The 13,769-nt window shown below is 35.7% G+C and carries 15 protein-coding genes and 1 riboswitch; of the genes, 13 read left to right on the top strand and 2 right to left on the bottom strand.

Annotated elements, in window-relative coordinates:
* Nucleotides 1-306: 306 nt before the first annotated feature.
* From K357_RS0100075 to K357_RS0100025, 11 genes are all read left to right on the top strand, one after another.
* Nucleotides 307-801: a YajQ family cyclic di-GMP-binding protein gene (locus tag K357_RS0100075; protein WP_028256877.1), complete on the top strand. Its 495-nt coding sequence runs from the start codon at nt 307-309 to the stop codon at nt 799-801.
* A 225-nt stretch (nt 802-1,026) separates the two neighbouring features.
* Complete coding sequence (gene cbiD, locus K357_RS0100070) at nt 1,027-2,160, top strand: cobalt-precorrin-5B (C(1))-methyltransferase CbiD (RefSeq protein WP_028256876.1); 1,134 nt, start codon at nt 1,027-1,029, stop codon at nt 2,158-2,160.
* Complete coding sequence (gene cbiE, locus K357_RS0100065; protein WP_028256875.1) at nt 2,136-2,762, top strand: precorrin-6y C5,15-methyltransferase (decarboxylating) subunit CbiE; 627 nt, start codon at nt 2,136-2,138, stop codon at nt 2,760-2,762. Before cbiD ends, cbiE begins: the two co-directional genes overlap by 25 nt.
* A complete protein-coding gene (cbiT, locus tag K357_RS0100060) occupies nt 2,759-3,346 on the top strand; it encodes a precorrin-6Y C5,15-methyltransferase (decarboxylating) subunit CbiT (protein WP_028256874.1) in 588 nt (195 codons plus the stop codon). The genes cbiE and cbiT overlap by 4 nt, the downstream gene beginning before the upstream one ends.
* 1 nt (nt 3,347) lies before the next feature.
* Nucleotides 3,348-4,109, top strand: coding sequence for a precorrin-4 C(11)-methyltransferase (gene cobM, locus K357_RS0100055; protein WP_028256873.1), 762 nt, complete (start codon nt 3,348-3,350; stop codon nt 4,107-4,109).
* Nucleotides 4,109-5,263 carry a cobalt-precorrin 5A hydrolase gene (locus tag K357_RS08430; protein WP_051211915.1) on the top strand — a complete coding sequence of 385 codons (1,155 nt, stop codon included), beginning with the start codon at nt 4,109-4,111 and terminating at the stop codon, nt 5,261-5,263. Before cobM ends, K357_RS08430 begins: the two co-directional genes overlap by 1 nt.
* Nucleotides 5,260-5,949, top strand: coding sequence for a precorrin-3B C(17)-methyltransferase (cobJ, locus tag K357_RS0100045; RefSeq protein ID WP_028256872.1), 690 nt, complete (start codon nt 5,260-5,262; stop codon nt 5,947-5,949). The genes K357_RS08430 and cobJ overlap by 4 nt, the downstream gene beginning before the upstream one ends.
* Nucleotides 5,946-6,734, top strand: a complete 789-nt coding sequence (gene cobK, locus K357_RS0100040; RefSeq protein WP_028256871.1) for a precorrin-6A reductase — start codon at nt 5,946-5,948, stop codon at nt 6,732-6,734. Before cobJ ends, cobK begins: the two co-directional genes overlap by 4 nt.
* Nucleotides 6,712-7,371, top strand: a complete 660-nt coding sequence (locus K357_RS0100035; protein WP_028256870.1) for a precorrin-8X methylmutase — start codon at nt 6,712-6,714, stop codon at nt 7,369-7,371. The genes cobK and K357_RS0100035 overlap by 23 nt, the downstream gene beginning before the upstream one ends.
* Nucleotides 7,372-7,714: 343 nt before the next feature.
* On the top strand, nt 7,715-8,647 hold the full coding sequence (locus K357_RS0100030; RefSeq protein WP_244869360.1) for a FecCD family ABC transporter permease: 933 nt from the start codon (nt 7,715-7,717) through the stop codon (nt 8,645-8,647).
* 1 nt (nt 8,648) lies between these two features.
* Nucleotides 8,649-9,599 (top strand): ABC transporter ATP-binding protein, encoded by a 951-nt coding sequence (locus tag K357_RS0100025; protein WP_081658359.1) that lies wholly within the window; start codon nt 8,649-8,651, stop codon nt 9,597-9,599.
* Nucleotides 9,600-9,892: 293 nt separating this feature from the next.
* On the opposite strand, the gene K357_RS0100020 is transcribed toward K357_RS0100025, so the two are convergent.
* Nucleotides 9,893-10,840 carry an ABC transporter substrate-binding protein gene (locus K357_RS0100020; RefSeq protein WP_028256867.1) on the bottom strand — a complete coding sequence of 316 codons (948 nt, stop codon included), beginning with the start codon at nt 10,838-10,840 and terminating at the stop codon, nt 9,893-9,895.
* Between the two features lie 32 nt (nt 10,841-10,872).
* Complete coding sequence (locus K357_RS0100015) at nt 10,873-11,829, bottom strand: sirohydrochlorin cobaltochelatase (protein WP_051211934.1); 957 nt, start codon at nt 11,827-11,829, stop codon at nt 10,873-10,875.
* Nucleotides 11,830-12,098: 269 nt separating this feature from the next.
* Nucleotides 12,099-12,282, bottom strand: a riboswitch (cobalamin riboswitch).
* 240 nt (nt 12,283-12,522) lie between these two features.
* Here K357_RS0100015 and K357_RS0100010 point away from each other — a divergent pair.
* On the top strand, nt 12,523-13,389 hold the full coding sequence (locus K357_RS0100010) for a sirohydrochlorin cobaltochelatase (RefSeq protein WP_028256865.1): 867 nt from the start codon (nt 12,523-12,525) through the stop codon (nt 13,387-13,389).
* A gap of 200 nt (nt 13,390-13,589) precedes the next feature.
* Nucleotides 13,590-13,769 (top strand): IS200/IS605 family transposase (tnpA, locus tag K357_RS0100005; protein WP_038113265.1); only part of this gene is annotated, 180 nt, incomplete at its 3' end.

Below are 13,769 nucleotides of genomic sequence, written 5' to 3'. Positions count from 1 at the left end.
TTATATGTAATAAGTTACCGCTATGAGTATGATGCAAATTTGCGATGTATTTATTTTATTCTAGAAAATTTTCTAGGGCCTTATTTTTACAATAGATTGATGCAATGTATCATAAAATTAATAGTATGAATTTATTATACTATATGCTAGACAGGATGGATATGATTAAGCATAAGTATACATATTGTTATGTGGAGAAAACTATATATAAAAATTTAAATATTTATAGAAAATAAAGGGACGAAATAGATGAATATATGGTAAAATAAAATAGTTATAGATTATAATTTTAGGAGGTTTACATATATGGCTAAAGACTGTTCGTTTGATGTAGTATCTGAAGTGGATATGCAAGAAGTGACTAATGCAGTTAATCAAGCACAAAAGGAAATTGGTACACGGTATGACTTTCGTGGTAGTAAATGTGAAATTACACTAGATGGTGACAGTCTTAAAATTATAGCAGATGATGATTATAAATTAAGTGCTGTCATTGATGTATTAAAAGGGAAAATGGTGAAGAGGAATGTGTCACTAAAAAACCTAGAGTATGGAAAAGTGGAATCAGCATCAGGTGGTACAGTACGACAAATTATTACTATCAAAAAAGGTATTTCTAAAGAGAACGCCAAAGATGTTGTTAAGGCTATTAAAGGCATGAAATTAAAAGTCAATGCGTCGATTCAGGAAGATCAGGTGCGTGTGTCTGGTAAAGATAAAGATGACTTGCAATCTGTTATTCAAATGTTAAAAGACTTGGATGTACCAGTAGAATTGCAATTTGTTAATTTCCGCTCGTAATATATGGAGTGATGTAAGGCACTCTATTATGACCATTAACGCATAATTGGTAACTCATTAGTCTATTATAAGTTTTCGATTATACATGCTTATATTGAGATGTTGACTAGTTGCAATATACTCGATACCTTTTCAATTGACTAGGACCATATAGTTATACTAGTGAATTAATTTGGGCTATTACTAATTATATAAATAGCTGATACCATCTGAAAAGGAGGAACCATGGCTCAATTAAAACCAGAAGAGATGAAGGGTGGCTATACAACTGGATCTTGTGCCACAGCAGGCATGAAGGCAGGCTTGTTGGCATTATTAGATCATAAACAAGCAGAAAAAGTTATCATTGAAAATCCACAAGGTCAGCATATTCAAGTGCCTGTAAAGAGCATTACCATCTTGTCTGATACATCGGCACAGGTTACAATCATGAAAGATGCGGGGGATGATCCAGATGTAACTCATGGCACAGATATAGTAACTGCTATTGAGTTAAATACTAGCGGAGAGCTTACTTTTGCTGCTGGATTTGGCGTAGGAACTGTTACAAAAGATGGTCTATCTACCCCTAAAGGAGAACCTGCTATTAATCCTGGACCAAGGCGCATGATGAAAATTGTATTTGAGGATTTTGCGTTAGGCCCTAAGGGGATTGGTGTGCAAGTTACAGTTAGTGTACCAGATGGAGAACGACTAGCTAAGAAAACTCTCAATCATACATTGGGAATTGAAGGTGGCATTTCTATTATTGGTACTACGGGCATTGTTAAACCAATGAGTGAAGAAGGATTTAAGAATTCCTTAGTACCACAGTTACAGGTAATGAAAGCTAATGGTTGTAAAACTGCGATTTTAACGCCAGGACGTATTGGAGAAGACATTGCTTGTAATGTATTGGGACTAGAAAAAAATCAATTGGCAGAAACTAGTAATTTTATTGGGTTTATGTTAGAAAAGTGCGTAGAAATTGGATTTAAGCAAATTGTAATTATTGGGCATGTAGGTAAGCTAATTAAATTAGCTAGTGGTAGTTTTCATACGCATAATCGCATGAGCGATGGTCGCATGGAGAGTTTAGTTGCTTATGCTGCATTAGAAGGGGCTTCAACAGAAGTGGCACAAAAATTATTTGCCTGTCAAACAACAGAAGCAGCTATGCCTATTTTAGAGGAAGCTGGTTTAACTAATGTGTATCAACGCATTGCGGAGCGAGCCTCTATGCGATCTGAAAGATATATCGCGAATGAAGCAAAGGTAGGCATTATTATAGCTACATTAAAAGGTGAAATATTAGCCGTTGACAAGCGTGCAAAAGAAATAGGAGAAGAAGAACGATGGAACATACCTTGTATGTCGTAGGCATTGGACCGGGTAATCCTGATTATGTGGTGCCAAAAGGATTAGACATCATTCGTCGTGCAACTATCTTAGTAGGTAGTGCACGAGCATTAGCTGATTTTTCTACAGAACAACAAGTAACGTATCCGATTACAGGTAAGTTAGGAGAGTTGACAGCATTTATAGAAGAGCAGTTACTACATCATGATGTGACTGTCATGGTAAGCGGTGATACAGGCTACTATAGTTTGTTGCCGTATTTGAAAAAGAAATTCTCTCATGTGCCTATAGAGGTGATACCAGGATTAAGTTCTATGACATTTGCTTTTGCAAGATTGCATGAAGTTTGGCAAGATGCAGATTTAATGAGCTTCCATGGAAGAGTGCCAGCAGTAGAAAAGTTAGCATATCACAAAGGGAAAAAAATGGGCTTCTTAACGGACAATGAATATAATCCTGCTAAGATTGCAGCATATTTAATTGAATTGGGGTGGCCTCCTATTACGAAAGCGGCCGCCTGTGAAAGATTGAGCTATGAAGATGAACATATCGAGCGTAGAACGCTAGAAGAGATGATTCACTTAGAAGGTTTTTGTCATTCTGTATTGGTGGTGATGGGATGAGACATTTTTTTGGTATAGACGATGACGAATTTATTCGTGGTGAAGTACCAATGACGAAAAAAGAAATTCGTATGATTGTCATGAATGAAGCGCGTGTAGATGAAGATAGTATTATTCTTGATGTAGGCGCAGGGACGGGATCTATTTCCATTGAAGCGGCATTAGGTGCCTCAAAAGGACATGTATATGCGATTGAACGCTTTGAGAAAGCAACGGATTTAATTCGGCAAAATGCAGAAAAATTTAATGTAAAAAATTTGACGATTATTGAGTCAAAAGCACCTGAAGGTATGGAAAATTTACCGACCTTAGATGCGGTTATTATTGGTGGTAGTGCAGGTAATTTAAGTGGCATTGTGGATGAAGCACAACGACTTTTAAAAATAGATGGCAGATTAGTAGTTACTGCAGTGACTATGGAAACAGGTGCTGCTATTTTAAAAGAGTTAAAAGGTCGTCCATTTACGTATGAAGGATTTCAAGTTCAAGTTAATCGGTATCGTAAAGCAGGACCTTATCATTTAATGAATCCATTAAGCCCTATTTTTATTGTTACTGCGATTAAAAGAAAAGAGGAGAAATAATATGGCACAAGTACATATTGTCGGAGCTGGCCCTGGAGATCCAGAGTTAATTACTCGTAAAGGGTATCGCGTCGTGTCAGAAGCTGATGTTGTTATTTATGCTGGATCACTTGTGAATCCTGAAATTTTAAAAGCTTGTAAAGTGGAGTGCGAAATTTATAATAGTGCCACAATGAATCTTGATGAAGTAATTGAAGTAATAAAGACCGCCGTGGCTAATCATAAACAAGTCGTTCGCTTGCATACAGGAGATCCAGCAATTTACGGAGCTATTCAAGAACAAATGGATCGTTTACAAGAATTAGATATTTCTTATGAAGTGATTCCTGGAGTTAGTTCATTTTTAGCAACAGCTGCTGCGTTACGACAAGAATATACATTACCTAATGTATCGCAAACAGTTATTATTACTCGTATGGAGGGTCGTACACCGATGCCTCCTAAAGAAAAGTTATCTATGTTAGCATCTCATGAGGCTACTATGTGTATCTTTTTGAGTGTACAAATGATGGATAAGGTAGTAGAGCAGCTGATTGAAGGTGGTTATGATAAAACAACACCAGTAGCTATTGTTGTAAAAGCTTCATGGCCAGATCAACGCATCATTCGTGGTACTTTAGAGACTATTTGTGATATTGTACAAAATGAAGGTGTTATACGACAGGCAATGATTGTAGTTAGTCATGTGCTAGATAGTGACTATGAGTTATCCAAATTATATGACAAGGGATTTAGTCATATGTATCGGAGTGCTAAAGAGTAATGAAGACAGCAATTATTTCTGTAACTAAGAAGGCGGCTTTATTAGGACAACGTATTAAAGCAGAAGTCATCCCTGACGCAGATTGCTATGAAAAGGATGGAAAAATAAGCGGTAAAAAGGCCTATTTATTTTCAACGATGAAACCGTTGATGGAAGACTTATTTCTGAATTACGATCGCATTCTTTGCATTATGGCTACCGGCATTGTAGTAAGAATGATTGCTCCGTTTATTAAGCATAAGTCTCTTGATCCAGCCATTGTGGTTATGGATGAAGCTGGACATTATGCGATTAGCCTGCTATCAGGACATTTGGGTGGAGCTAATGAATGGGCATCAGAGATTGCTTTAGGAGTCAATGCAGAGCCTATTATTACAACAGCTACTGATGTGAATGGATATCCAGCACCCGATGTTATTGCGAGAAAACTACATTTTCGAGTCGATGATTTTTCTGTGTTAAAACGAGTGAATGCGGCGATTGTAGAAAAACAGAGTGTTTCGTACTATATTGATAATTCATTAGTTCTAGCAGGAGAATATAGTTCTTTTATTCAAGAGTTTACGAGAAAAATATTGGGTGAATCACAGTTAGTAATTCCCGTTACATTGGTATCAATAGTTAATGGTACATCCAAAGAAATCAATAAAGAAGAGGGACCTTGTGTAATTGTAACAGATCAATTGCTTAATTTACCACATAATATAAGCACTCATGCATTAGTATTGCGTCCTCCTACCATGACAATCGGTATTGGTTGTAGGCGCAATACTTCTAAAATATTAATTATGGAGGCTATTCAAAATTCATTAAAGAATATAGGGAGATCATATAAAAGTGTAATGAGTGCAGCATCAGTTATTGTTAAAGCTGATGAAGAGGGGCTATTAGAGGCCGTCAATGAATTACATTGGCCCATTACATTTTTTACACAAGAAGAAATAGCATCTATTGTAGAAAATTCTAATATATCAACATCTGATTTTGTTAAAAAGACTATAGGAGTAGGAAACGTATGCGAGACAACAGCATTATTAATGGCACAAAGCCAGACATTAATACAAAAGAAAACAATATATCCCAAAACAACGGTAGCCATTGCACAGGTAGAATTAAAGTTATCGGCATTGGACCAGGTAATGAAGAATTTATGACACCGCAAGCACGAGAAGCGATTTTAGCGGCTGATCGAGTAGTAGGGTATTTAACATACTTAGAGTTAATTAAAGATTTGATTGGCAATAAAAAAACTGTAGGTACTGCGATGATGCAAGAAGTAGATCGGTGTCAACAAGCTGTAGATTTAGCGGTAGAAGGGCATGAAGTAGTTGTTGTATCAAGTGGAGATTCTGGTATTTATGGAATGGCAGGATTAGTTATTGAATTAGCTAACAAAATAGATGTAGAAAAGCGCCCTACTGTTGAAATCATTCCTGGATTGAGCGCTGTTAATGTGGCAGCATCTGTATTAGGGGCTCCATTAATGCATGATTTTGCTGTCATCAGTTTAAGTGATTTGATGACACCATGGGATTTGATAAAAAAACGTGCTTCCCTTTGTGCAGAAGGAGATATGGTTATTGCTTTATATAATCCAAGAAGTAAAAAAAGAATTACTCATTTAGATGAAGTTAGAGAGTTGGTGTTACAACATAGAGATCCTAAGACTCCAGTAGGCATTGTGCAAAAAGCTGGTCGTGCAGGTCAACATATGGTTATTTCTGATTTAGAAAACTTTACAAAAGAAGAAGTTGATATGCAAACACTAGTTATTATTGGCAATAGTAATACATATGTTGAAAATGGACGCATGATCACACCTAGAGGATATAAATTATGATTTGGGTTATTGCAGGCACATTGGATGGACGTACTTTAGCCGTAAGAATTCAAGAAACAATACAAGAAAATGTTCTTGTATCTGTAGTCAGTACTTATGGTGCTAAGCTGTCACAGCATGAAGGTATTGAAGTATATACGGGTAGGCTTGATAAAGCAGCGATGTGTCAAATGATCAAAGACAAGCAGATTGATATATTAGTTGACGCTAGTCATCCCTATGCAGCTATTGTGACTGCTACAGCACAAGAGGCAGCTAAAGAGATGCACATTCCTTTTATTCGATTTGAACGTCAAGAGGTACCATTACCTAATTACGATAAACTGCATCATGTAGCTAATGAAGCAGAAGCAGCTCAATTAGCTGGTAGCTTAGGGGAGCGTATTTATTTAACTACTGGTAGTAAGACTATGAAAGTCTTTGCCCAAGCACCTGCATTACAAGATAAATCTGTATGGACTCGAGTGTTACCAACGGCAGAAGTGTTAGGCATTATGGAAGAGTTAGGTGTGAGTCCTAAATTTATTATAGCTATGCAAGGCCCTTTTAGTTATGATATGAATAAAGTTATGTTTGCTGATACAAAAGCTGATGTAGTTATTATGAAAAATTCTGGGCTTGTAGGGGGCGCAGATACTAAATTACAGGCAGCTATTGATCTAGGTGTACATGTTATTGTTATTGATAGACCGGCGATTGCAATTGATGGTCCAATCGCAAATTCTATTGAAGAATTTTTTGATATATGGGAGGAACAAATCGATGGATTACGTAAAAAATCCTAAAGCAATTGAAGATAAGAGTATGGAATTAATTTATCCGTATGTAAAAGATTTAAATTTAACAGATGATGAAATCAGAGTATACTCTCGCACTATTCATGCATCTGGGGATGTGGATTATGCTAATTTAGTTCGTACTAGTCCTAATGCGGTTCAAAAAGGTATTGAAGCATTACAAAATGGGGCGGATATTTTCACCGATGTAGAGATGGTTCGCACAGGTATTAGTAAACCAGCACTAAAAATTCACGGTAACGAAGTACATTGTCTGATTAAAGATGAAAAAGTAGCGGCTATGGCTAAGGAATTAGGCGTAACTCGTTCGATTGCGGCTATGCGTACATTTGGAAAACAATTGGACGGTCAAGTAGTGGCTATTGGTAACGCACCAACAGCGTTGTATGAAGTATTGCGTCTTGCCTTAGAAGAAAATATTAAGCCTGCATTGATTGTAGGAATTCCTGTTGGATTTGTAGGCGCTGCTGAATCAAAGGATTATTTAATGGAAGTATCACCTGTTCCATACATTACAGTGAAAGGCAATAAAGGTGGTAGTCCTATTGCTGCGTCTGTTATAAACGCATTGCTTTATACAGGTGTCAAAAGAGATGATATGTTATTTGTACAAGGCAAAAAATAATATTCTCAATGTGTATAAGGTGAGATATGGATCATAGTAAGGTATAGCTATTGATAGAATCGTAATAGAATAATTGTACATTAATAGTACTATGCTTTACTGTGGAAGTGACTAGTAATGTATTATCATTTTATATACGTAGAATATGCTTATAAAGATATCTATTCATTATTTATAAAGTAAAATTAGCAATTATATTCTACAGGAAAGGAGTTGTACTTTATGCAAGTAGGTTGTGTGGGTACAACTTTTTTCATTATTTTTACGACAGGAGAATGTTATGATTCTAGGTAATAAGAATAGAATAATTGATAGGGGTATTATTCTTATCGCTTTGGCATGTATGGCTATTCTAGCTTTAATTATATCGATGATATATGGAGCAGTAGAAATTAGCTTATCGACTATTATTCATACGATTATGACAGATACTATTCGTACAACTGAGGAAATGGTTATTTGGAATATTCGCTTGCCACGTAATATTGTGGCTGCCTTAGTAGGTGCTAGCTTAGCTGTATCGGGTGCTATATTACAGGCAGTTATGAAAAATCCTTTAGCAGATCCACAGATTGTAGGTGTTTCTTCTGGTGCCGGGTTAGCAGGGATTATAGTTCTTATTTTATTTCCTAGTTATGAATATATTGTTCCTATGGTAGCATTCTTGGGTGCGCTAAGCGCGTCAATCTTGGTCTATGTATTAGCATGGAAAAATGGAATTCGCCCCACACGAATTATATTGGCCGGGGTGGCTGTGTCTGCTTTTTTAGGTTCAGGTATTTCTGCACTATTAGTCTTTTATGGTGATCGCGTACAAGGGGCATTGTTATGGATGGTAGGTGGACTATCGGCTAGAAGTTGGCCACAAGTGTATGTATTAGCTCCTTATACAGTTGTAGGATTAGTATTGGCATGTATGGGTGCGAAACGATTGACCATTTTGAGCTTGGGTGATGAAACGGCCAAAGGACTTGGCTTACCAGTTGAACAGACGCGATTCATAATGACAGCCGTAGCATCTTTATTAGCTGCTGGTGCAGTTAGTATTGCAGGATTAATTGGATTTGTAGGACTTATTGTACCTCATATTATGAGGATGATTATTGGTACGGATTATCGATTTTTAATTCCTAGTTCTGCTTGTATGGGAGCCATTGTACTAGTTATTAGTGATACGATTGGTCGAACGATAGTAAGTCCGGTTGAGATTCCTGTTGGGATTATTATGGCTTTCTTTGGAGCTCCATTTTTCTTATATTTATTGAGGAGAGAGTAATATGAGTGTAGATGAATCTATAAAAATTCATGCTTCTAGTGTTATAAAGCAAATAACTCATGATGGTTCTGACTTGATTAGTGTACCATCACCTGTATCGCAGACGCACAAAGTAGACACAAACGTGATTAGTACCCCTTCTATAGAAGCATCGAATGATAGTAACTTCACGGAAACAACAGCGATAGAAGTTAATAACTTGTCCATTTCTTTTAATAAGAAGTGTGTACTTCATGATATTACTTGGCAGATACCTCAAGGGAAAATTACTACATTGATTGGGCCTAATGGTTGTGGTAAAAGTACTTTGTTAAAAGCTATGGTAGGCTATAATCATAGCGTTACAGGTTCTATTCGGATTAATGGAAAAGATATAGAAACGTATTCACGCCGCGCTTTAGCACAATATTTAGCATTTTTACCACAAACACCAGATATTCCAAAAGATATGATCGTAGAAGAACTGGTAGGGTGTGGAAGATTTCCTTATCAAAATTGGTGGAAGAATACGGCTAAAGAAGATAGAGAGATTATTTCAGAGTCATTAGAATTTACTAAAGTGACACATTTACGCAAGCAACTAGTTAGCTCCTTATCGGGAGGGGAACGACAAAGGGTATGGATTGCGATGGCGCTAGCACAGAATCCCAAAATGCTTGTATTGGATGAACCAACTACGTATTTAGATATTAATCATCAATTTGAAATTATGGAACTTTTACGACGATTGAATAAAGAGAGTCATATGACAGTACTTATGGTATTGCATGAACTTAATCAGGCAGCGAGGTATTCGCATCAGATTGCAGTAATACATCAAGGAACCTTGGCATTACATGGAACCCCAAAAGCAGTTATGACCAAGCATATGTTACGAGATATTTTTATGGTTAATGGCGATGTTCGGTATGAAAATAATCAGTTGTCAGTACAAATTCATGGATTATTATAATAAGTAGTATGATTACATTATGGTTACATTAGAAGTATAATTGCTAGTTGTCTTCACTAGAATATTTTGTATTGTTATTATTTTTTTGCTACTAGGTAGAATACATTTATGAATCTATCACTATAGTATGAAACTATTGGATATGATTTTATAGTTTATAGATTTAGTTAGTGTATAGATATAAAATGATTATTATACATAAAGAGCTGCCATACAGATTATTTCTGTATGACAGCTCTTTATTAGATTAGTTTAGATACATATAAAAGATAATCATCGAATTTAGTAGATTATTATTTTTCTGAAGGAATAGTAATTCCATACGCATCTTGTACTAATGTAGCCATAGCACTCGGTGTATCCAATCCTGGATTTAATAAAAATAATTTTGATGGTAAATAAAAGACTTTCTGTTGTTTAACAGCACTTAATTCATTCCACGCAGGATTATTAGTCATTTCTTTTTGCATAGTAGCTGTAATATCAGCTTCCTTACCCATGGTTACAACGAAGATAATATCTGGATTATCCGCTGCTAACGTTTCTAAGGAGTAAGGGATTGTTTTGCTGTGTTTACCATTGTCAGTATAATGATTCATAACTACATTTTGCATACCTAGTTCTTCTATCATAGAACCAGTAATCGCCAAATTCGTTTCTGCGGTTACACTTTTACCGGTAGCTCGTAAAATAGCTACTTTAGCGGGAGTCACATGTTTAACGGCTTCTTTTACCGCATCAACTTGTTTTGTATACTTTTCAATAACCGCATTAGCTTTATCAGTGTGATTAGTTAATTGACCTAATAATGTGATGAGAGGAATGTTATCATTGATGCCATCATAATTAATTAGTATGTAAGGCAAATGATTACTTGTTAATTGATCTTTTAGTTTATCATGTTGATTAGCTAGCCCTAATATTAAGTCTGGGTGCATACCAATGATTGCCTCTACAGAAGGTGTTGATGTATGACCAATAGTAGGTAAGGCAGCTAATTTATCAGGTAGAGGATCGTTAGTTTCTACTCTAGCGATTGCCTTACCATCAACAGCATCTAGCATAGATAGCAACGAGTTAGAGAGAGTAATTATTTTTTCTGGATTAGATGGTACTGTGTACGTTTCTCCCTTAAAGGTTATATTTTTAGTTGCCTCTGCATTAGAGCCTATATTTTTATTACAACCCGCACATAGTAGGGTAATAATACAAATAACTAAGAGAAGAAAGTTCTTTTTCACAATCATTCACACTTTCTTGTATACTATGTAAATTATTTTACTAATGCATTCCAAGCTTCATTAGCACGTTCTACAAATAATTGACGTATTGCAGTGTTTTCACCAATACCATGGATATAAGTATCTACAGCAAATCCTTCTTTTTCTAGAATGGATTTATGAGAATCAGGTTCATCACCAGCCATATCGTTATTAGCGTGATCACCAGCAACCATCATTAGAGGCATTAATGTTACATGTTTGATGCCTTTTGCTTTTAATTGAGGAATAACAGTTTCTAGGGAAGGCCAACCTTCTACTGTATAGATGTATGTGTTAGGTAATCCCATAGATGTGATACGATCTTGGATGACAGAGTAATAAGCATTAGAAGGATCTGGAGTACCATGAGCCATAACTAGTACAGCATCTTGTTTTCCTACTGCAGGGAATTGAGTTTTAAGTGCATTAAGAGCTTCTATAATGTCATCACTTTGATTTTCTTGACCCATCCAGTACATTAGAGAAGTACCTAATGTCATTTTTTTGAAGTTTTGTTTATATAGATTAAATACTGCTACATCATAGTTATATTCCATGCCTGGAATTACATCAAGAGATGTTAATGCTACACGAGAATATCCTTCATCTTTTAATTGATCAAGTGCTTCTTCAGGAGTAGGGTATGTGATTCCTTCGTTAGCTTTGATTCTGTCACGAATGATATGGGAAGTAAAAGCAGTCACTACTTTTGTATTTGGATGTGCGGCTTTGATTGCATCCACAGTGGCATCGATTGTTTTAGCACGAGTATCTTTATATGTTGTACCAAAGCTCATAACAAGAATAGCATCTTTATTTTCTTTGTATTGAAGTTGAGGATTTTCATAAGTTCTTACGCCAATTTGAGATGCTTGTTGTAAGGCTGGTGTAGGATCGGTAACTTCTGCATTTAGCATATAAGCGGCATGAGAAGTAGATACTCCCATACAACCTGCCATAACAGCCATAGTAAGTGTAGTAGTTAATGTTTTTCGGATAGCGTGTTTCATATACATTCTCCTTTAAATTTATCTACAAAATAAAATAAAATACATCATGAATATAGGTATAAAAAATCTCTCCAGAAGAGGAGAGATAGGACGTATATACTAGGGGGAAGATACAGTATGTAATATGCTATATGAAGTAGAAAAATCGTTACATAAGTGAACATATATACATACGTTTGATACATTCCAACGATAGGTATATATTACCTATCCATCGCTCGTGGGTTCTGGGTAATATCGTCAAGGCAGTTCTCCTGGCTTCGGTTCATTGTTACATTCGCCTTCCCAAGTTATATAACTCAGTGACGTATTGAATGGACTCCCCTTCACAGTGGCGGGACCGCGGTAGCATTCACTACACTTTTCATATTAAGTACTAATATTAATAGGATATATTCGACATTATATACTATTAATATAGTGTACACCTTGATCGCCTATATTCATTTGACATAATCATATCAAATGAGAAAGAGTGTGTCAAATATCACAAATACACAATATTGATAATATTTCTCATTGACTAATCTAAGATTATGACGTATGATAATTGATAGAATAATGATAACACATTTCAGTATATTTGTTATGTGATATATACATTAAGGTACATTTAACAAAGGTGTTGTAACTATATATGGAGGTCTAGCTATGACAAAACAAGGAATTATTATTGCATCATTTGGGTCGGTATATCAAGATGCGGTGGAAAAATCAATAGGTGCAATGGAATCAAAAGTGAAGTCTATTTATGGAGATGTGGCTATTCGAAGAGTTTTCTTATCGGATGCATTAGTGGAAAAGTGGAACGAAAAATACGATACGCGTGTTATGACTTTACAAGAAGCCTTACAAAGCTTAAGAGCTGAAGATATAGAAGAAGTTTATATTCAACCATTTGCCTTGGTAAGTGATCAATGTTATCAACAGATGAGAAAACAAGTTATGAAAATGATTCATACAAGAGAATATGGTTTTACACAAATTGCGGTAGGAAAACCTTTATTGACATCATTAGGCGTAAAAAATTATGCGGATGACTATACAGCAACAATTGAAGCAATTGTTAAACATGTTAGTACTAAAGCTATCGATAAAGCAATCGTATTAATGGCGAATGGACAGAATCAGCTAGAATTTAGTGCATTACAACTGAAATGTCTATATGGTGCAGCACCTAATATGGTAGTTTTTACAGCTAATGGCTTCCCTAATTTTAAACAAGCTTTACATATTTTAAATAGAATATCTTATCAAGATATTCTAGTGGTACCATTGGCATTAATTGGTTCTACACATTTAATGGATTATTTAGGGGGCGATCGGTCCGATTCGATTTATGCATTGTTAACGGAAGAAGGCTATAGTGTTTCTATTTGGAATGAAGGACTAGGAGAAAATCCATATATTCAAGAGTTATTTTTAAAACATTTATCGCAGACTATGAGAATGGCAGAAAGAAGACGTTCAGCTTGTAAAAGTGAAGATTCAGTAGCGTCAGTTCGGTCATTGGCCTAAAAGGTACTGATAATGTATGAGAAAAGAGCAGATTTTATTATATATCTGCTCTTTTTTATTGTACGCCGAATAGGCATGATTAAACCCCCAGTTAAACTGGGGGTCAGTAAAATTTCTTAGAGAAAAGGAAAGAACCTCCTAGTGATAAAATGAAGTTGGTCTGGTAACCACAACATTTTAACATAGGAGGTTCAATGTCAATGAATGACGTAAAAAGCTTATCACATAGTAAATGGAGATGTAAATATCATATTGTTTTTGCTCCAAAGTATAGAAGGCAAATAATTTATGGTCGGATAAAAGTTGATGTAGGTAAAATTCTAAGAGATTTAAGTAAGAGAAAAAATGTAGAAATTATCGAGGCGGAATGCTGTCCGGAT

The sequence above is a fragment of the Veillonella montpellierensis DSM 17217 genome (assembly GCF_000426745.1).
GTDB lineage: Bacteria > Bacillota > Negativicutes > Veillonellales > Veillonellaceae > Veillonella > Veillonella montpellierensis.
Note: the sequence above shows the minus strand (reverse complement) of the source record. Positions and strands in the feature narration are given on the sequence as shown.